At 58.3% G+C, this 20,495-nt stretch carries 15 protein-coding genes; 7 read left to right on the top strand and 8 right to left on the bottom strand.

Annotated elements, in window-relative coordinates; translation table 11 throughout:
- Positions 1-15: 15 nt before the first annotated feature.
- Genes FHS06_RS06460 through FHS06_RS06485 form a run of 6 tightly spaced genes read right to left on the bottom strand, consistent with a single transcriptional unit; the run spans position 16 to position 7,660 of the window.
- Positions 16-885 carry a glycosyltransferase family 2 protein gene (locus FHS06_RS06460; RefSeq protein WP_167046956.1) on the bottom strand — a complete coding sequence of 290 codons (870 nt, stop codon included), beginning with the start codon at positions 883-885 and terminating at the stop codon, positions 16-18.
- Positions 886-932: 47 nt separating this feature from the next.
- Entirely contained in the window at positions 933-2,186 is a 1,254-nt protein-coding gene (locus FHS06_RS14325; protein WP_167046959.1) for a lipopolysaccharide biosynthesis protein, read from the bottom strand.
- Complete coding sequence (locus FHS06_RS06470; RefSeq protein WP_167046962.1) at positions 2,183-3,310, bottom strand: glycosyltransferase family 4 protein; 1,128 nt, start codon at positions 3,308-3,310, stop codon at positions 2,183-2,185. The genes FHS06_RS14325 and FHS06_RS06470 overlap by 4 nt, the downstream gene beginning before the upstream one ends.
- A gap of 1 nt (position 3,311) precedes the next feature.
- Entirely contained in the window at positions 3,312-4,511 is a 1,200-nt protein-coding gene (locus FHS06_RS06475; RefSeq protein WP_208387893.1) for a glycosyltransferase family 2 protein, read from the bottom strand.
- Positions 4,508-5,731 (bottom strand): glycosyltransferase family 4 protein, encoded by a 1,224-nt coding sequence (locus FHS06_RS06480; RefSeq protein ID WP_167046964.1) that lies wholly within the window; start codon positions 5,729-5,731, stop codon positions 4,508-4,510. The genes FHS06_RS06475 and FHS06_RS06480 overlap by 4 nt, the downstream gene beginning before the upstream one ends.
- Before the next feature lie 3 nt (positions 5,732-5,734).
- Positions 5,735-7,660 carry a DUF6541 family protein gene (locus FHS06_RS06485; RefSeq protein WP_167046967.1) on the bottom strand — a complete coding sequence of 642 codons (1,926 nt, stop codon included), beginning with the start codon at positions 7,658-7,660 and terminating at the stop codon, positions 5,735-5,737.
- 165 nt (positions 7,661-7,825) lie between these two features.
- Between FHS06_RS06485 and glf the strand changes: the two genes are divergently transcribed.
- Positions 7,826-8,962 (top strand): UDP-galactopyranose mutase, encoded by a 1,137-nt coding sequence (gene glf / locus FHS06_RS06490; RefSeq protein ID WP_167046970.1) that lies wholly within the window; start codon positions 7,826-7,828, stop codon positions 8,960-8,962.
- A 7-nt stretch (positions 8,963-8,969) separates the two neighbouring features.
- Here glf and FHS06_RS06495 read toward each other — a convergent pair whose 3' ends face one another.
- The gene (locus FHS06_RS06495; protein ID WP_167046973.1) at positions 8,970-11,057 is read right to left on the bottom strand and encodes an acyltransferase family protein; all 2,088 of its coding nucleotides are present in this window, start codon (positions 11,055-11,057) and stop codon (positions 8,970-8,972) included.
- On the bottom strand, positions 11,054-12,631 hold the full coding sequence (locus tag FHS06_RS06500; RefSeq protein ID WP_167046975.1) for a DUF2142 domain-containing protein: 1,578 nt from the start codon (positions 12,629-12,631) through the stop codon (positions 11,054-11,056). Before FHS06_RS06500 ends, FHS06_RS06495 begins: the two co-directional genes overlap by 4 nt.
- Before the next feature lie 184 nt (positions 12,632-12,815).
- On the opposite strand from FHS06_RS06500, the gene FHS06_RS06505 reads away from it, so the two are divergent.
- From FHS06_RS06505 to FHS06_RS06530, 6 genes are all read left to right on the top strand, one after another.
- The gene (locus FHS06_RS06505) at positions 12,816-13,916 is read left to right on the top strand and encodes a glycosyltransferase family 2 protein (protein ID WP_167046978.1); all 1,101 of its coding nucleotides are present in this window, start codon (positions 12,816-12,818) and stop codon (positions 13,914-13,916) included.
- A 33-nt stretch (positions 13,917-13,949) separates the two neighbouring features.
- Positions 13,950-15,023, top strand: coding sequence for a nitroreductase family protein (locus tag FHS06_RS06510; protein ID WP_167046981.1), 1,074 nt, complete (start codon positions 13,950-13,952; stop codon positions 15,021-15,023).
- A gap of 15 nt (positions 15,024-15,038) precedes the next feature.
- A complete protein-coding gene (locus FHS06_RS06515; RefSeq protein WP_167046982.1) occupies positions 15,039-16,007 on the top strand; it encodes a lysylphosphatidylglycerol synthase domain-containing protein in 969 nt (322 codons plus the stop codon).
- On the top strand, positions 16,004-17,245 hold the full coding sequence (locus tag FHS06_RS06520; RefSeq protein ID WP_167046984.1) for a polysaccharide pyruvyl transferase family protein: 1,242 nt from the start codon (positions 16,004-16,006) through the stop codon (positions 17,243-17,245). The genes FHS06_RS06515 and FHS06_RS06520 overlap by 4 nt, the downstream gene beginning before the upstream one ends.
- Positions 17,246-17,349: 104 nt before the next feature.
- Positions 17,350-18,891 (top strand): phospholipid carrier-dependent glycosyltransferase, encoded by a 1,542-nt coding sequence (locus FHS06_RS06525; RefSeq protein WP_167046994.1) that lies wholly within the window; start codon positions 17,350-17,352, stop codon positions 18,889-18,891.
- On the top strand, positions 18,888-20,495 hold the full coding sequence (locus tag FHS06_RS06530; protein WP_167046997.1) for a phospholipid carrier-dependent glycosyltransferase: 1,608 nt from the start codon (positions 18,888-18,890) through the stop codon (positions 20,493-20,495). Before FHS06_RS06525 ends, FHS06_RS06530 begins: the two co-directional genes overlap by 4 nt.

Raw genomic sequence — 20,495 nt, forward strand, 5'->3', positions numbered from 1 at the left:
GAGGCATGAGCGGGCTTATCGCTTGACGGCGCTTTGATCACTGGCGTGACGGAAAGTCTTGCCAACGACGCCTTCGAAGCGTCCGAGGAACGCTGAGAACCCGTCAGTGACTCCATATTCCGCGCGGCGGAAACCGATTACTGCGCCGGCAGCCACAAAGCCCCAGCGCTGCCAGATGGGAAATGGATGTGATTTATACACGTGGCCTATTCCACGGCCATAGGCCCGAAGCTTCCACCGTCGTTCCCGTGGGCTAAGGCCTGCGGCCTCCGGGATACCACCCACAAAAGCCTTCTCGTGATGAATCCAGCGAAACTGCTGTGCGACGCTCGCATCCATTTCGAGAGCGCGGAGGAGTAGGTCGGTGCTCTCCCCGGCTTGCCAGGGCGAGGCGGCACCGGTGCCGATTGCTTCGTTGAAGCCGTTGAGCGCTCTGAAACGATCCGCGCGGATCAGGAGACCCATCTCGATTACTGCCCAGACCGTCTCGTAATTGAGCGGTGTGCCGACCGGCGGCAGAACAAACCGAGGTCCGTCTTCTGTCACGACAGGGATGCAGCCGAGAGCAGATTCACCCATGCCTGACCGTATTGCGTCCACGCTGCCGGGTGGAAACCATGTCGTGTCATTCGGGAAAAGAACGAGTGCGTTGTCTGGGACGCCCTGCGTATACGCGAAGCCCGTGTTTCGTCCGAGAGACGCGCCCCGGCCTGATGTCGTCACATCGATCCGTGCATCAGTCTGCGGGCTGAATTCCGCAACGAGTTGGCGCACCCGGTCTTGTTCGCTTTGCGCAACGACGACTAGGTGGTCTCGCTCGGACAGCTGTGCACAGAGCGAATCGAGTAGTTTTCGAAGCGGCTCAATTCTCCCGAGCGTGCTCACGATAAGTACTACAGGGGGAAGAGTCGGAGAGTTGGAACCCGACGCGCTCATGCCGCCGCCGCCGAATCGCCTTCGCGCAAGTGCGCAATTGTCTTAAGTGCGCGCTTACACCGACGGAACAGAAGCACTGTCGCAATCAGTTCCGTCATTGCGTACCCAAACGCCGCTCCGACAGGGCCGAACCATGCGGCGAAGAGGAGCATTGCGGGAACACCGACGACAGTCCCGATGAGAGTCGCTGCCATGACTGTTCGTGCTGCACCGGTTGGGAAAAGTAAATGCCTTGTCATTGACGTGCGGAGCGAATAGAGCGCAAAAGCGAAACCGAGCGGAATCACGACGGCGAATGTCGCGGCCGCTTCCGCGCCGAAAAGCACCTCACTGGCCCAGGGCCCGGCAGTTGCGAGCACAACCCAGCCCGCGACGCCGAAGGCAGCATGCGCAGAGAGCGCAATTCGAATTCGGTGCGCTCGGGCGATTCCTGTGACCTCTGCGGTCCAACTTTGCAGCGCGTTCGCAAGAGTCAGAGGAAGAAACTGGCCGAGCTTCAGCATCTTGTCAGCCGAAGCGAAACCTGCCGCTGCGATTCCAGGTGAGGTCACATTCACGAGCGGGGTCGGCACAGCGGAGTATGCTCCGAGAGCGGCGTCGTTCAGCGCGACGGGAGCGCCCCTTCGGAATAATGAAGGGATGTCGGAGAGGCGAGGCCACGCGCCAGGAAATCTGCGCAGCACCCGAATCGTGTACAGGCCGGTACCGCAAAGGGTTACGACGATGCCCACCGTCGGGTACAACTCAACAAACCCACCCGCCGTGATCGCGAACGCCGCCCCAGCTGCCACCAACAGGCGCGGGATAGCGTCATAGAACGCGATAGCGCTTGGGTCCCCGAGTCCCACCGCGAACCACGTGAACGACAGCGCGATAAGAGCCCCTTGGACACCCATAAGCGCGGCCAGTGCTTCGAAGCCGGGTGACGCGATGAGCATGCACACCAGCACCATGAGCGGCAGCGCGACCGTTGCTATGAGTACGCGCACAACGAGCGCGTCGCGATAGAGCCTGCCGCGGGCAGGGTCGTTTGGTGCAATAGCGACAAGGGCCGGGCCGATAGTCGTCCAACCGTAAGCGATGGCGATCGCCGCGAATGTTCCGACTGACTCGCCCGCGATGGCACTGGCCCATCCCTCCGGGCCGGCTGTTCGCGAAACGATGGGCAGCACAAGCAGCGGTGAAACCGCCGCGATCGCGGGAAGCATCGTGAAGCCGAGCATGCGCTTCACTAGTGGGGATGCGCTCACATATTTCCCTTTCGCCCTGACAGCTGCGCGTCCAGGACTGCCGCTGTGCCTGCTGCGGAAGCGTCCCAGGTGAAGCGTGACGCCCACTCGATGGCTCGTGCACGTTCTGTATCCGCCAAAGGATCGAGCGCGCCGCTAATTACCATGCCGAAGTCTGTCGGATTTGTCGCATCTGCGTATACGACGACTTCGCCGCCGACCTCGCGCAGCACAGCAACATCGTTCGCCACGACAGCGCATCCCCGTCTTAGAGCGTCAACAATGGGAAGCCCGAAGCCTTCAACGAGCGATGGGCATGCGTATACGTCGCAGACGGTGTAAAGCGCTTCGAGCTGGTCGGATGTGACCCAGCCCGGGAGAATGACATCTTGCTCAAGGCCAAGGGTTTCGACGAGCGGTCGCAGCGGATCGTCGTCGTGGCTACCAGGAATGACGGTGAGCGGGCGCTCACCAGGAGCAATCGTTGCCACGGCGCGAAGCAAGCCTTCGAAATTCTTGTGCGGCATCCTGTTCCCAGTACTCAGCACTATTTTGCGTTGTGTGTCGATCCCGAGTGGGCCGAGAGTACTGTTCGCATCAGCGTTCGCGGGTGGCTCGCTGCTGCCATTGAGAACGACGCTTATACGATCGCTTTCGATTCCCAGGTGTGTCATCACAGCGGTTCGGGTCGCCTTCGAAATCGTCACGATCGCGTCGGAACTCCGCGCTGAGCGATTCATCAACCACGAAGTTACCGAACGGCTCACCCGTTCCCGCAAGCTTCCACGAACCTGATGATAAATCACATCGTGAATAGAAGTGACGCGCTTGGTGCCCCGCCAAATCGGCCCAAAGTTCGCGGGCGCCCACACGAGGTCAACGCCCTCGCGCCTCGCAGCCCGATTTGCCCCTAACACTTCGCCGAGTGCCCAAGACGAACTCGATGAGCCGACCCACGCCAACGTTCTCAACTGACCAGGAAAGAACGAACCTACTTCTTCGGCGCCGACGGCATTCGTCAGCGCGACAAACTCGACATCCGGCATGAGAGTCGGTAGCCGCACCATGAGGTTACGCACATAGGTTTCAGTGCCCCCGCGTGCGCCGGTGTAGCCGAGTAGATCGACAAGAATGCGGCGCTTCACTTCAGTTTTCGATGACGGCATCAAGTCTGGTCTCACGGCGCGGAATCGTCAGGACACCAGCAAAGAAGCTCATCAGGACAGTCTGGAAGCCCAGCATGATCCCCAGGGCGCTGGGAACTGCGATGCGGAGGACTTGGCCAGCGTCAAGCGGTCCGAAGTCGAGGCTGCTCCAACGTATTACCTGCACGATGCCGATCAGAACGCCCACGAGGAACAGCGCGAGTCCAAGAAGTAGACCTCTCTCTTGCGACCACTTCGCTGCCAGCGAACGATATCTGAGGCTCGCAGGGAGGAATCCTTCTTGCGTTGCGTACAACTTGGTCAGCCAAGCAAACATGAGGGCTTGATATCCGATTGCGCACAATGCTGTCGCGTACACCATCGTCGTTACATCGAACCCGACGCCGCCTACCTCAATGGGCCCGATCGCGAGAGCGCCCACAGCGACTGCCCCCAAAATAAACGCGATGAGCCCCGGATAGATGAAGAGCCATCTCGGCGAAAACAGCAGCAAGAACCGGAGGTGGCGCCATCCATCGTGCCAACTACGCAGGTGAGGCGGCCGCGAGCGTCCGTCTTTCTTCAGGGTTGTCGGGACTTCTTCGACTCTGAATTTAGCGAGCGAAGCTTTGACCACCATTTCAGAGGCAAATTCCATGCCCGTAGTTTGAAGATCGAGCTCAGCGATTCTTGCGCGATTGAATCCTCGTAGACCGCAATGGAAGTCGCCGATCCCGGGCCGGAAGAACAGTTGCCCGATTCCAGAAAGCACTGGATTTCCGAGGTACTTGTGCAGGGGCGGCATTGCTCCCGGCTCGATTCCACCTTTGAACCTGTTGCCCATGACGAGGTCGGCTCCGCCACGAAGGCGCTCGACGTAGCCATCTAGATTGACGAAGTCGTAGCTGTCGTCTGCGTCTCCCATGATGATGTATGTCCCTCGGGCTGCTTCGATACCCGCGATGAGTGCCGCTCCATAACCCCGCCGAGGGGCGTTAACGACACGCGCGCCCAGACGCGTCGCAATTTCCTGCGATCCGTCGGTACTGCCGTTGTCGGAGATGAGGACTTCGCCGGCAATCCCGAACCGTTCGATGAAACCCAGTGCTTTTCGAACGCATACTTCGAGAGTCTCCGCCTCATTCAAGCAGGGCATGAGAATCGTCAACTCGACTGAGTCATCTCCGTGGTACGTATTCATGGGCGTCCTTCCTCAGCCGCACGGCGGATTCGCCGCGAGGGGTGTGCATCGTTGAGAGCGGAACCGGGGGCGCCGATTACCTCGACGATGCGACTCACTGTTCGTTCTATCGTGCGCGATGTGATCGCTTCTTCATACCAGGATCGTGTACGGCGGCGTAGTTCAGCCCCGCCACGCACGGAGGCAATGATTGATGATGCCAAGTCGCTTGGATTCGCGGTCGCGGCAACAAAACCGTTAACGTCATCCGTTACCAACTCAGTCGACGCGTTTCCCTCGTCGTTTACGAGCACGACCGGAGTTCCGTGCGCTGCGGCTTCGACGACGACAAGGCCGTATCCTTCGCGTTTCGAGGGATTTGCCAAGCACACAGCGCGTGACATCAAGTTGTCGAGCTCTTCTTGTGAAACAAAACCTGGCAGCTCGGTCCACGAGTTACCCTCGGCACGCGCAACTTCTGCTCTGATGAGCGGCGTGGTCTGCCCGGTTCCGAGAACGACCAGCTTCAGATCGGGAATCGTCTGACGTGCCCGTTTCACCGCGGAGGGCAACGCCTCGACTCGTTTGTCTGAGATGTGTCGTCCGGCGTAGAGCACGTAGGGCGGGTCAGCTGATTTTTCAGTGAAGCCTGCCACTGAGGTGCTATCGATAAGGCCTGGACTTACGAGAGGCACGCTTCGTAGTCCTTCAGCGCGGAGTCGTGTTGCACTGAGTTGAGAGTGACATGTCGCGTGCGGGGACAGCAGTATGGCGAGTTTTTGGAGAACCCAGGCGACGGTTCCCATAACCACCCCTGAGTACTCTCGCCACTGCTGCGCACCCCATACCTCTAGGTAGTCAACGATGACAGTGGTACCAGATCCACACAGGGCCAATCGGGCAGCGAAGACGTTGAGCACCGGCAGCGCGCTCACGATGACAGCTCGGTATTGGCGTCGTCGACGAACAAGTCCGCGAAAAAGTCCCCATGCGAACCCGAGCGCTGCCGCGGGTCGTCGCACACCCTGCTGGTCGTAGAGCGCGAGACGACCAGTGACGGGGACAACCGAAAACTCTGTGTTTTGCGGTGGCTCGTCGTCCCACTGTGATGTCGTGAGGTAGTCGACGTCGAAGCCCAGTCGATGAAGTTCTTCAGCGAACCCACGGTATTGGCGCTCGCCGCCTCCGGTGCTCAGGGGAAAAAGACAGTCGTACGCTATTGCGATGCTTTGTTGGCGCATGGATCAGCAGCCCTCGATGCGGAACAGTCGAGCATCCGGGCCTTCTTCGTCGATCAAAACAAGGTGGTCCGAGGGATCCAGGCTTTGGATACCTTCACGGTCAGCAGCAGCGTCGGGATTGCTGAATACATTACGATCGCCGAAATCCAACACGTAAGAGACGCCAAGGTTCTCGACTGCGGCGCACACGCGTGGATCAGTATCGATGTCGTTCAAATGTGCGTCAATATAAGTTTCGTCCTCGTCGCGAGCCCCGAAAACGTGCTTTTCGAGCACGTTTCGTCCGGCAATCGCGTAAGCCAACGACACGCCGGTCCAGGGGCTCCCCGCGATCACGGCGTCTGACGGCGTCGTGTCGTCGAGACGCGATATGAGTGCCGCTTCGTCTGTGCTCAGGAGCGCCGATGAGTCGTTCATTGTGTAAGAACCGCGCGCCGCGGTTGCCATCGTCGTGACGTTCGGGCCGATTGCGACCAGGAAAAGTGCTGCGGCGGAAACGGTTGCGAGCGTCGCTTTGAAGAGATGAGGTGATGCGGCTACAAACTTCACTCGCCGCGCGGCATCCACAACGATCAACGCGCCGTAGGTTGCAACGGGAATCCCTGCGATCGGGAGAAGGGCTGCTAAACGGTAGGGGTCGTTGTACCAGGGGTTCGTCACCATCTCGCGAAGCAACGTGTCGACGGGCGTGCCGGAGACAAGGATGAACATGAACCCGGCCACCGCTGCCGGGATGAGAACCGGTAGATGAGCCGGTCGTCGAACCACGGCGACAATGCCGATGGCGAGCAGCAGTGCTGTCCCAAGTGTGATGGGGTACGCACGCGGAGAGAGCAGGAGCGCTTCACCAATCGCTTGCGCAGTGCTTTGCCATGGCCCCCACCGTGACATGCCCCAGTTCGTGCGAGAAAAACGCCAGAGGAGTAGACCGGTGAAAAGAAGAAGTAGAGCGGCGGCGCCGTTGAATATCCATGCCCGTCGAGACTCGTTCTGCAGTGCTCTTCGTGCCAGTTCGGACAGCGCCAGGAATACGGCGAAAGCAAAGAGCGCCAGGAACGCGTTCGGGTGGCCAAGTCCGATTCCAGCGCATACGACAGCGAGCAGAACGATGTGCCGAGTAATGGTTGCTACGCCTCGCAGCCGAAGCAACTCCCATACAACTGCAATGCCCGCGGGTAAAACTGCATACCCCATCGCATTCGGGTAGAGCACGCCGAAGTCGAACAGCAGAATCGGAAATGCTCCGAAAGCTGTGGAAAGCGCCGCGGTGGCCGCTATCGCTGCGGCGCGCTCACGGAAGATCGTTGCGCCAAGCGCCATGGCCGACGCGGGCCACGCGATCGCGCCGATAGCGATATTCGCCGCGTTTACCGACAGCGGTATCGATGTGCCGGTTGTCAGCGCTGTGAGGGAGGAGAGAGCGTGCCACGCGTTGGGGTAGAACGGGATGTCGGTCGTGGTGCCAATATTGAGTGCCGAAGCATTGGCAGTGTCGACCGCGAAGCGCACGGTATTCAGGTGGACAATAGCGTCGAAGGTCTGCGAAATGCTCTCTGGAGTGATGAAGACGTATGTGAGCTGAGCCCAGAGGGCGACCGCGGCAAGCACTAATCCGCCAACCATCGCGACGATGCGTCGTGGCGATGGTGTGAGAAGGACCTCCGTGCCGACCCAGCGCCTGATGGCATACGCTGCCAAAGCTGCTACAGCGGTCAAGCCAATGACTGGGATCCACGACCATGACATGCCTACGAGCGGTGCGAGGGTCGCCGATACTGCCAAGATAGCGACAGATACGGCAGGGGCCAGCAGTAGAAGCCGCAGTCGACGCCAGCCCCAACCAGCGAGCACGATGACGAGCCCTGGAATTATGAGGGCGGCTGCGGCTACGAGGAACGCGGGGACGGCGCTTAGCCACACTTCACTCATGCGATACCCCTCTTAATGACACAGTGAGCAATCGTATCCGACAGCTTGCTTTGTGACCCCTGGGTGCGCGCAGCGGAGTCTTGATGCCGTCTAGGTACACTCTTCTGAACCCACTTTCCGGCATCCGATGTCGTGTAAGTCACCGCAGCTCAGAAAGAACTCACAATGGATCTTCTCGTCGTCGGCTCTGGATTCTTCGGGCTCACGATCGCTGAGCGGGCCGCAGCCGCGGGTCGCCGCGTCACTGTGATTGATCGCAGGCATCACGTCGGGGGTAATGCGTACTCCGAAAATGAGCGTTCCACGGGGATCGAAGTGCACCGCTACGGTGCGCACCTTTTCCACACTTCCAACGCGACGGTGTGGGAGTACGTAAACCGCTTCACGGCTTTCACCTCCTACGTGCACCGTGTCTACACAACGCACAAAGGGCAGGTCTTCCCGCTGCCAATCAACCTCGGGACGATTAACCAGTTCTTTCATGCCGCGTACTCGCCGAGCGAAGCGCGCGCACTCATTCACGAACTCGCTGGCGAGTTCGATACGAAAGAGGCGCAGAACCTCGAGGAGAAGGCTATTGGCCTGATCGGACGCCCGCTCTACGAAGCATTCATTCGGGACTACACCGCCAAACAGTGGCAGACGGATCCGAAGAACCTGCCAGCTGAAGTCATCAGCAGGCTCCCGGTGCGTTACAACTACGACAACCGCTACTTCAACGACACCTGGGAAGGTCTTCCCGTTGATGGCTACACGGCTTGGCTCGAGCGGATGGCGGATCACCCGAACATCGAGGTGAAGCTCAACACTGACTTTTTCGACGAATCGCAGCCGTTGCACAAGAAAGCGGTCGTCGGTCAGCTTCCTATTATCTATACCGGCCCCGTGGACCGCTATTTCGACAACTCCGAAGGTGAGCTATCGTGGCGCACGCTCGATTTCACCGAAGAGGTTCTCGACGTCGCTGACTTTCAGGGCACGAGCGTCATGAACTATGCCGACGCAGATGTTCCATTCACACGCATCCACGAATTCAAGCACTTCCACCCTGAGCGCGCACATATATACCCTGCCGATAAGACAGTCATCATGCGGGAGTTCTCCCGGTTTGCCACGCGCGACGACGAGCCTTACTACCCGGTGAATACGCCCGAGGACCGGGCGGGCGTATTGGCCTACCGCGAGCTTCAAAAGGGTGAGCGTGACGTCTTCTTTGGTGGGCGTCTCGGTACCTACCAGTACCTGGATATGCACATGGCCATCGGATCCGCGCTGTCGATGTGGCAGAACCAGCTCAACTGAGTCGGGATCAGCGCGATTCGGATGCAGCGAGCACGTCGCGAAGCCTCTCACTGAGGTACGGTGCGATGGTTTTGGCGTAAGTCGCCGTGAGGTGGCGACCATCGCGGTAGACGATGACATGTCCAACGACCGGCGAGCAGTTCTCTGGCCCGCAATAGAGATCGGTGAGATCGACAGTGTACGAGTTTGGGTCACTCGCTGCTGCCTCGTTGAGACCGTCAGGCTTGAGAGCCTCTGCGCGGCTGATTGAGCACTCATCGGTGGCGTCAAGACCGTACTGCTCCACGCACTCCAGCGAGTCTGCGGGGAGCCAGGGATTGTCGATGAGGGCTATAACTGGCACGTCGAGAGATGGACGTTTGCCCCACGCGCTGCTCATCCCATTGACGACCTCAGAAAAAGCGACATCCTGGTCTACCGTCGTGACTTCCGCGCTGAGAGGTCGACGCGCCTTAGTTGTGACAATGGCGTCAACATCGGGATTGTCTCCAACAAATGAAGCCAACGAGTCTCGCCACTGAGCGCATTCATCTTGTAGCGCTTCAGTCGGTTGAACGAGGTCGACATCTGTCCAGTAGCATCCTGCTCGACCGGCGACGTCTATTCGCCAGTTGTTCTCCTGTGCGATCAGGTCATAGGCCCCAAGTAGCGCATTGCTATGAGAGTCACCTACGACGAGTAGATGCTTGTCGAAGCCTGAGGTCGGCCCGAGCGTGCACGAATTGAAAGTCGGATCTCCTCCGGTTGACCAGCACTCGGAACGGTTGTCGTTGTCGTCAGTAACCTCAGTGAGGTTGGGCACCAAAATGCCGTCGAGGTCGGGGTTCACGCAACCCGGTTCCGCCAAGCTCGCGGCTCCGAGGCAGGGAGACGTCCCGGCTTCAATGGCCCGCGTCGCTTCTTCAAAGTGCGCTTTTTCTTGACGCACGATGAGTGCGCCAGTCGCGGGCAACGCTAAAACGATCGCCATACCGATAGCGCTCACCGCCGCGATGGTCCGAGGTCGAGCTCTCCCCAGTAGTCGGGGGGAGAACCTCACCCGGTCTTCCCACAACAACGTCGCTGCGGCTCCCATTGCGATGGCTCCCACGATAATCAGCAGCTTCTCGATAGTCGTAAGCGGGTGCTCTGTGATGTACGGGAGAAGAATAATCGGCGGCCAGTGCCAGAGATAAACCGCGTATGAGATTCGTCCGAGAAACGCGATCAGGGTGAACTTGCCCAGCGCGGAGGCGAACGTGTCTGAACCTGCCCAGATGACGAGCGCCGTCCCGAGAACGGGAAGCGCAGCAGCCGAACCAGGAAAAGGCGTTGACTCGGAGAAGACTCCGATCGCGATCCCGATGCTTGCCAAACCGACGAGAGTTATGAATCCTTTCGCTACGGCGTTCTTCAGTCTTGGGAGGACAGGGATGAGTGCACCGACGCCAAACTCCCAAACCCGTGTGAGCGTCGAGAAATACGCCTCGCTCTCTGACCAATGCGTGAGCCAGATGCTGTAGAAGAAAGACAGAAGCGTAATGGCGCCGAGAAATGAATAGATGGCGATGCTGCGGTTCCATCTAAATCGTCGAATCGCGAATACAAAGGCGATGAGGAGGAGGGGAAGCGCGATGTAGAACTGCTCTTCGACCGAGAGCGTCCAAAAATGCTGCACCGGAGACGCGCCGTTATCCGCAGCCGAGTAGTCCACGCTGTTGGCGGCGAGCAACCAGTTCTGAACATAGAGCGTCGACGCAGCGACTTCGGTGAGAAATTGCTGCCACAGCGTACGGGGCACCCAAATGAGAATCGCAATTCCGGTCAGTGCAAGCACGAGGAGGGCATCAGGAAGAAGTCGCTTCGCTCTCCGCGACCAAAACCTTCCGACTGAGATACGTCCCGCCGTGTTCAGCTCCGAGAGGAGGTGGCTCGTGATGAGGAATCCGCTGATGACGAAGAAGACATCCACCCCAACGAATCCACCACTGACGCGGTTGGGCCACAGATGATAAATGAGCACTGCGCCAACAGCGAGAGCGCGGAGACCCTGAATTTCAGGACGGAAGCTCTTCCTGCTGGACGCTTTCATCTCAGCAGGAAGGACAGCGCTCACCCGGCAAACTCTCGTTGTTCGCGGTCTTCTGGCGACACGAGTATCGCGCGCACCGACATGACCGCGCCCGCGATGAGCAAGGCGCACGCCAAGCCGGCGATTACTATGGTCGTGCCCGCGGGGAGCGAGGAACTATGGAAGATCCAATTCGTAAGGGCGCCCCGCCACTGGGCCCAAAGATCATCGCCATAAAAGTAGATCCCTGAGACGGCGAGTCCGAAAAAAGCCATGAATACTGATGCGGCAATAGTCCCGAGGCCCAGCGCAACTCGGGCAGATCGTTCGCGCACGATATTAGAGATTGCAAGCGCCGCGAGAGCAAGGCCCAAAACGATAAACGGATAGAAATAGCGCCCGTGCAAACCTCGATATTCAGTTGTTTCCGCGTACGCACCCCAACTGACCCGTAGCATCAGAATGGCGCTCACCACAATTGGTGACGCGAGTATCGCGGCTGTGCGAAGAGTGTTCTTTCGACGAAGTAATCCGGTGACTACCAGGACGACGCAGGTGACCGTGGCGAAATCTACGAGGATCTGCGGAAGAGGCGCGTTCACACGCCCGAACCAGCCCCAGAAGGTCGCCGATGTCACCCGCCACATCTCGTCGATGAAGTCGAGGATGCTGGGGCCTGTGCCCGGTGCCCAGGTCGTATCGCTGAGCAGATATCCGTAGGGCTGGAGAGTCCCGAAAAGCACGATATTTCGAATCCACCACCACTGACCGAACACGAGGGAAACCAGCAATGGCCACGTCGCTTGCCACAATCGCTGTGGCCACGCGCGAGGGTGTCGGGCCCCAAAGATCAAGGCGAGCACTACCAACACTCCGTACGCGAGAAGAGTCCCCTTAGCCAAACCCGTGATCCCGAAAGCGATCCCGAGGCCCAGAAGAACGGATCTTCTGCGGTCACCGCAGAGGATCTTGATGCTCAGCCAAGCGACGATCGATCCCATCAGAATCGCAAAAGTATCGTTGTTGGTCACCCCGAGCATCTGAGCAAAACCCGGCACGACGAAGATCCCCATTGCGGCGACAATTCCCGCTTTTCGCGATCGCGTCAGCGTGCGCGTCGCGCTCCAGGCAAGCCACACCAGGGGCGAGGCGAGTACCGCACCCAAGAGCCGTGCCAGTAAAACCGCTTGGTCCCAGCGCCAGTCCTGGGCGTCAAAGACGTTGACGACGCCCGCCGCAATGACGTAGTAGAGCGGCGGATGCTGCGTCATCTGATCAACTCGGTCGCTGGCATTTGGATACTGCGTGGCGAGGTCGCTAAGTATGCTTCGTTCCGAAGGTGCTTCTTCCCACTCGTCAGAGAGAAGCGTTACGTATTCTGGTATTCGAGCCTCGCCGGGGTCTGGCCAAGAGAGGTCGTTGGCAACGCGCAGCACGCTGGAAAGGTGAGATGTCTCATCGGGGGCAAGTAGCGGCGGTGTGAGAATACTCCAGGTGGCGCAGACGAAAATGAGTGCGGCCGTCAGCACCCAGACGAGAAGCGGTGCTCGCTCTGTCAACGGGGGCTGAGGGAGCTCGCTGGGATCCCTTGAGTCGACGGCGCGGAGCGTAGATCGCATGCGCTCTCCTTGAGGAGTCTGTGAGGGACAAGTCAAGCTTGGAGCTTGTGCGGGTCGTGGTGCGTTCGAGGTACTCGTGCGAGGCCATCGGCTAGGATACTACCGGCTGCTGCGTGAGAAGAGCTGGCATTGCTCTACTAGGCCGCAGCTCTGTTTTCGTTCGGTACATGATCTGAAAGTCATAATGCGCCTGTTCATCCAAATTCCCTGTTTGAACGAAGAAGAGACTCTTCCGATGGTGTTAAAGGGGATACCGACTCAGATCGACGGTATCGACGAAATTCACATTCTTGTGGTGGACGACGGCTCGACCGATGCGACCGTCGAGGTAGCGCGTCAACTCGGTGTCGAACACTTTGTCTTCCATACCCGCAATATGGGGCTAGCGCGCTCCTTCCGCGACGGGGTTGATTATGCGCTCCAGCACGGAGCGGACATCGTTGTGAATACGGACGGCGACAATCAGTACCCACAGGAGCGAATCGCAGATCTCGTTGCCCCGATACTGCGCGGCGAGGCAGATATCGTCATCGGTGATCGCCAAACAAAGACGATCGAGCATTTTTCTGCGTTCAAGAAACTTATGCAAAGCGTCGGAAGTCGAGTCGTGAACTTCGCCGCCGAAACAGACCTGCCCGACGCCGCGAGTGGGTTTCGTGCCTATTCGCGTGAGTCACTCATCCGGCTGAACGTTGTGACTCAGTTCAGCTATTGCATGGAGACGATCATCCAGGCAGGAAACAAGCGCCTGCGGATTTACAGCGTTCCGATCAGAACCAACCCCAAAACGCGGGAATCTCGGCTCTTCAAGAACATTTTCCAGCACATGGCCCGTTCCGCTCAGGCGATTATGCGCAGCTATGTGATGTTCAAACCACATGCGCTGTTCGTGAGCCTCGCAATCGCTTTCTTCATCGCGGCAGCAATTCCTTTTGGGCGGTTTCTTGTTCTTAGCTGGCTAGGAGTGGCGGGAAGTCATATCCAGTCGCTTGTGTTCGGATCGGCCATGCTGGTTGGTGGATTGCTCAGTCTTGCGCTCATCGTGATTTCCGACATGATCCGCACAAATCGCACACTGCTCGAGGATTCTCTCGAGCGACTGAAACTTTTGCAGTACTCGGCTGACCGAGTCATTAATCCCAACACCTCAGTGCATGAAGAGGTGGCTCAGCATCCCTCATTGCCCGTCAGCGTGCGCGCCGCCGAGTCGTTCATCGCTCGTGCGGAGAGGACTAGTGATGTCGCAGGAGCAGCTTCCGCTGAACAAGCTGCCCCGCGCCGCTAGTCGACACTCGCCATCCAAATATCAGGAGACCCGTTGCTGAATACGCTCAAGAACATCGCGAAGGATCTGCTCGCAATTACATGGATTCGGCGTATCTATGAGCTTGTCAATCGGATCGTCCTCGAATCTTTCGGATCAAGTCGATTTTTGACGCACTTTTGGTATTTCGTAAGCTTTCTGACATTCAACCGAGAGCAGTCGGCGGTACTGCGTGGTCGCCGTGATTACTACCGCAATAAGCGACGCGATCGACTCTCCCATGTGGAATTGCGGCGCAATATTCATCGCCTGGAGAAGGGCCTGATCATGCGCCCGCGACGTGATGTCTTTGCGCGGGATTACATCACCGAGACCATCGAGTTCTACGAGGACGCAGTCGCGCAGCACCAATCGGCACCAGCCTCGATGGAGGCAAGCGAAATGGCATGGGCACATGACGTGCTTGCCGAGTACTTTCGCGTCAGCGCGAGAACCGACGCGACGGTGGAAGCTGCGCGGGAGCGATTCGATAGTGCGCACTTCATTGGAGAGTTCAGCGGCAAGATTCCGCATGTGAAAGAGCATCTTTCTGATATCGAGTTCGATGCTCTTGAGCGGCTGGTTCGCCAGCGGCGAAGTGTTCGTTGGTTTGAGCAGAAGCCCGTGCCGCGGGAGCTCTTCGATAAAGCGCTTCTCATTGCACGCCAGGCGCCGACGGCCTGCAACCGGCTCCCCTATGAGTTCCGCATCTTTGACGAGCCAGCCGCTGTGCGCCGGGTGTCGTCCATTCCGTTCGGGGCTGCTGGCTATGGCGACAACATCCCCTCGATCGTCGTTGTCGTTGGAAAGCTGGAGTCGTACTTCAGCCCCCGTGATCGCCACGCGATCTACGTCGACAGTTCCCTCGCCGCGATGCAGTTCATCCTCGGTCTTGAGACTCTTGGGCTCAGTTCCACGGTTATCAACTGGCCCGATTTTGAGCCACTAGAACGCAAGATGCAAAAGGAACTGAAGCTCCGACTTTCGGATCGCGTCGTGATGCTTATCGCCGTGGGGTATGCAGATCCCGAGGGGCAAGTTCCGTACTCGCAGAAGAAGGAACTCGATACCTTCCGCCGATTCAACTAGTTTCGGCCGATCCAAATGGTGAATAATTCATCGCCCTGGTGGCGAAAACGTGCGCTGCGTTGGGGCATCACTGTGCTCGTGCTCGCCGCAGTGGGTTACTTCTTTGTCTCCTCGCTGTGGAGCAACTGGGATCAAATCTCGCAAAAACATCTTGAATTCGACTGGCTATGGGTTCTGGCAACTCTGATCTTCGCTCTTGCTGTGCCGCTTACTGGTCTACTTTGGGGCCGAATGGTGCGTGTACTTGAGCCCACCGCGCGTGTTTCCGCTGCCGAGGCGATAGCCGTGCAATGCGCTTCGTGGCTGCTCAAGTACATTCCTGGCCAAATCGGCTCCGTCCTGAACAAAGTTGTCTGGGCAGGAAAGAAAGGGGTGAGCCGATCTCTGATCGTCATCTCCTTCGTATATGAGAACGTCTATCTGCAGTTGGCTTCGATTGTGCCAAGTGCACTTATTCTGCTGGTGAGTCTTGGCCCTCGCATTTTTGGTGACAACGCGACTCTCCTCTTGCTTCCGCTGCTGGTGCTCGTGCCCCTGGTACTAATCCTGCATAAGCCGACATTCCGTAAGATCGTGGGACTTGCGGCTCGACGCATCCTTAAGAAGGATGTTCCCGAAGGCTACTTTCTTAGCTCGCCGCAGACGCTCCGGTTCTTCGCGGAGTTTCTTCTCCCCAGGATTCTCAACGGAGTCGGTTTCGTACTGATCGCTGTGACAGTTTCTCGAATCAGCCCCGCGGAGTGGGTTCCATTCGCCGCGGCCTATGTGCTTGCAGGTGCCATAGGAATTCTCGCCTTCTTTGTGCCGAGCGGTCTCGGCGTTCGAGAGGCCATCATCGTTCTTGTTCTCACCCAGTATGTTCCCGTCGAGGAGGCAGTAATCATCAGTCTTCTCGCACGTCTCCTCAGCACCGTTGGTGACGCGCTTGTTGCGCTCATCTATGGCGGTGTCCGCCGCACGATACCTCTGGAGTACCGACCATGACCTCTCCCAATATCGCCATCATTGGATCTGCTCTGTCGGGTAATAAGGGCGCGTCGGCGATGCTCGAAGCCGCTGTCCAGACGCTCTCCGAGCGCCTAGACAACCCGACGTTTACGTTGCTCAGCATGTATCCCGAAGAGGATGCAGCGCTCAATCCTTACCCGAACCTAAACATCGTGGCCGCAAACGCAAAGCAGCTCGGCGTGACGATCAATTCGCTCGCGCTCGCGTACCGGGTTCTTCCATTTCTGCGCGGGGTCTTGCGTAGCCGGTCGGAGGCTATTCGTGCGTTGAGCGAGGCGGATATTCTTCTTGATCAAGGCGGAATTACGTTCACCGACGGACGCGAGAAGTTTTTGCTCTACAACATCGCCTCAATTCTTCCCGCGATCAACGTAAAAACCCCCGTTTTCAAATGCGCTCAGGCCGTCGGACCGTTTCGTAATCCCGTGAATCGATGGGCTTCTCGCACATTCCTGCCGAAGGTGCGTACGCTCGTCACTCGCGGCAGGATTACCCACGAGTATGCGGAGGGTCTCGGACTGAGCAATATTGTTGCCGGGGCCGACTACGCCTTCTCTCTTGAGCTGGCCGGCACTGAAGCGACGGATGTTTCGAATCAGATCGATCTCACGTTCTTCGATGAGGATGTGGTGGGTGTGTGCCCGAGCGTTGTGCTGCAGAAAAAGGTCGACGCGCGGGGAGGTGACTACGTCGGTCAGATGGTCGCTTTCATCGAACACCTTCGAAGCGAGGGAAAACGCGTGATGTTGATCCCTCACAGCGTTCGAACCGGAACAGAGAAAACACACAACAACGACTTGCCGTTGTGTCGTGCGATCCACTCGCGACTGCGGCTGGGTTCGGATTTGCTGTTCGTCGATCGCGAACTTACTTCGCAGCAGCTGAGGTTCCTGATTGGGCAGTGCTCGCTTTTTGTCGCCAGTCGGTTCCACGCGATGGTTTCCTCGCTCGCGATGGCAGTTCCCACACTCGTCATTGGCTGGAGTCATAAATATCGGGAAGTTCTTGAGATGTTTGAACTCGAGGACTGGGCATTCGGACATGACAAACTCACTCTTGACTACTTGACTGAGCGTTTTTCAGAGCTCAGCGCTCAACGCGAAGCAGTAAAGGCAAAACTTGACTCACGTCTGCCGTCGGTGAAGGCACGGTCGGTCATGCAAGCAGACTTGATCGCTGACGTCGTCCGAACTTCCCGTGGTGTGAACGCGTGACTTCGCCCATGACGGATGCGCGGCTCGATCAGCCAGTGTCTAGAGCCTCTGAGCGACGCCTGAGAGCTCGTCGTGTAGCGGGACCGTCATGGTACTCAGTAGGAGTGGCTGCGATTACCGTTGCGACTTTCATTGTGCTCTTCGGCTGGGCGACAGCCACTGCGCCATTCACTACCGTCGACGAACCGCGCCATATGAATTCAGTTTTGCGGCTTATGCAAAACGGAGGCTGGCCAGCACCGAAGTCAGCGCCGATGCTCGAAGGCACAGCTTTGGCATCCCGAGAGGCAGGGCACCCCACCACGGGTGACGCGGTTAGCCCTCTTCCTTCTGCGAGCGAGCGCTCAGTCATAACAGACAAGAACAAACCAAGTTCTCCCGAACAAATCGATTGGATGACTCAGCATCCTCCTGCGTATTATGCGATTGTCGCGGGTACGCTAACTGTGCTCGGCGCGCATGACTGGCGCTGGGATCAGCTGCTGCTGGGGATGCGACTGGTTTCAGCAACATTGGCCGCGCTAGCGGTGCCATTTGTGGCTGGTAGCGTGCGACGGATAACGAGATCGCGCGCAGCGGGAATTCTTGGCGGTGCGCTTCTTTTGGCGATTCCGCAGTATCACCACGTGCTTTCACTTGTCACCAACGACGCGCTGGCCACCTTTCTTGGCGCGGCGCTCATGTACATCGTCGTTCGAGCGATGACAAAGCCGAAGCGCGTATTAACGCTTGCGCTGGTCGGCGGAGCGACTCTGGGTCTCGCGTTGCTCGCGAAGGGCTTGCTGCTTGCTGCGATCCCTCTCGTGCTGGTTGGCTTCCTCATCGCAGGCTGGCGCGCATATGCTCAGCCGCTGCGGCGGTTGCTTCCGGCCGCGATCAGCATGGCTGTCGCGTTTGCGATCGGAGGCTGGTGGTGGCTTCGAAACATCATTGTTTTCGGTGTGCTTCAACCGAGTGTTTTCGGAAGCGGAATTGACGAGGAGGAGCCTTCAGAAGAGTACAGCCTGAGTGGCTTCTTCATGAGAGTCATGGAGCGCCTAAACGAGACTATGTGGGGTTCTTTCCGAGCCGAACTTGATCTTCCGGTAGTGCTCACCGCGACGGCAAGCATTGTCGCTCTGCTGAGCATCGTGTGTGCGCTCGTGTTTTCTCGTCGACGGCTCGCCTTAGCGGTGCTCCTTTTATATCCGCTCGCGACGATGGGAGTTATCACATTCCACGCGTGGGAAATCTTCTGGGATAACGGCACGATTCGCGGAATTCAAGGGAGATATCTCTACGGCGGCTTGACCGCGCTCGCCGTCAGCATTGGCTTGTGCTGGACCATGGCGACTAGGCGCTCCCCTTCTTGGGTACGCGCGGCAAGCGCCGTCGTGCTAGTTGCGGGCGCGGGCATCGCTGGCATCGCAGGCTGGGCGTTCGGTTTCCATGTCCTATGGTCTGAGATGGGGTGGAACGCAATGCTCGATAGCGGCGCGGTGACGCTACCTGCTTTTGCCGCGGCTGTGGCCGTTGGCGCCATCGCGGGGGTGGCATCGATGATAGCTGTGGGTATCTGCGCAGCACGGCCCGCGGCCGGCATCGAGCGACTTGATCAAGACGCGATGTCGTCTCCGACCGAAGAACCTGAACAAAAATTGCTATGACAGCTGCAACCGGCTCGAGCTCAATCGACGAACCGGGTAGCTCGATGCGTCACATCCTGTTTCGTCATGGGTACGACCTCGCCACCGCAGCTCTCGCGCTTCTCTTTTTTGTGTCGGCGTCTGGGTGGGCGTTGGTGATGCCTGCATTTTCTGGACCCGACGAAACTGCGCACTACAACTCCGTAGTTCGCCTTCTTGACGGTGGGGGATGGCCGAGGCCCTACGACGCGACATACGAACAGTCGACGATCTCTGCATTGCTAGAAACCGGTCGCACTTTTCGGGATCAGTCGCTTGAGCGTCTGCCCTCGCCTGATGATCGCTCCACCCTTTTGGGCGGTGGTGAATGGGACGAACTTGCAACGGACTACATGGTCCAACACCCACCCGGGTATTACGTCGTGGTCGCTGCTGTCGTGGCAGCCGTTGGCGGCGGAGATTTACGCTGGGATCACGCTCTTATGACCATGAGGATGGTGTCGGCATTGCTGGTCGCGGGCGCCGTTCCCTTCATCGTGGGTATATCACGACGAGTCTCCGGGTCTCGTTCAGCGGGTATTGCAGGAGGTGCGATAGTACTTTTCGTACCATTCGTTGCGAATCTTGCCGGCTACGTGTCGAACGACAGTCTCCTCATTCTTGGGTGTTCGGCGAGCTTGTATTTTGCCGTTCGTGCGTTGGATCACGCGAAGCGTCCGCTGGGACTTCTCGCGCTTAGTGGGGTCGCGCTCGGTGTAGCGCTCGGAACAAAAGGTTTAGCGCTCATGCTCATACCGGTTGTCGCGGTGATCGCGATTGCTGTGGCATGGAAGCTCACGGGATGGTTTCGCCGCATTTGTGCGGTGGCTCTGCCATTGCTCATCGCTTTCGTTATCGGAGGCTGGTGGTGGTTGCGCAACATTGTCGTATTGGGAAAGATTCAACCTAGTATCTACGGACGTCGTACTTCCAGCGGATCACGGCATCCCGACTACGATCTGAGCTTCTTCGTCGAACAAGCGGTTTATCGACTAAACAGCACTTTTTGGGGGCGAGGAGCGCGTGCTGATCTTGCCTTGCCCGAGGTCACTGCGATAATCGCGGGGACACTCCTGCTTACCGTTGTCGCTGTCTCGGTAGTATTTGCTCGGCGTCGTCTGCTGCTCTTCGTCGTCTGGGCTTTTCCGCTCGCGATATTAGGCGTTACGCTCTGGAACGCTCATGGTATTTATTGGGACCTGGGTTCAGCTTCTCGCGGCGTGCAAGGTCGGTACGTATTCGCTGGTATCGCTGCCATCGCATCGAGTATGGCGGTGGTCTTCGTCGCGTATCTTCGCTTCTGTTGGGCCCGGGGCCGTGCCGGAGGCTTCGCCCTCGTCTTGACTCTGGCGTGTGGGATCATGGCCAGCTGGACAGCCTTGATCTGGACAACATCTCGAGTGTGGGCAGGGGTGTCTGACGCGTCATTCTCCTCAGGAGTTCCGCTTATCTACTACATCGCGGTACCCGTCACCGCAGCCTTGGTAAGTGTTGTCCTCATCGTCTCGGCGCTGAGCGTGACGAAATTGGAGCTTAGCCTCCGCACGGCAACTCGGCGCGGCCGCGCCGAGTTGTATTCAAGGTGA

This window comes from Microbacterium halimionae (genome assembly GCF_011761265.1).
GTDB classification, from domain to species: domain Bacteria; phylum Actinomycetota; class Actinomycetes; order Actinomycetales; family Microbacteriaceae; genus Microbacterium; species Microbacterium halimionae.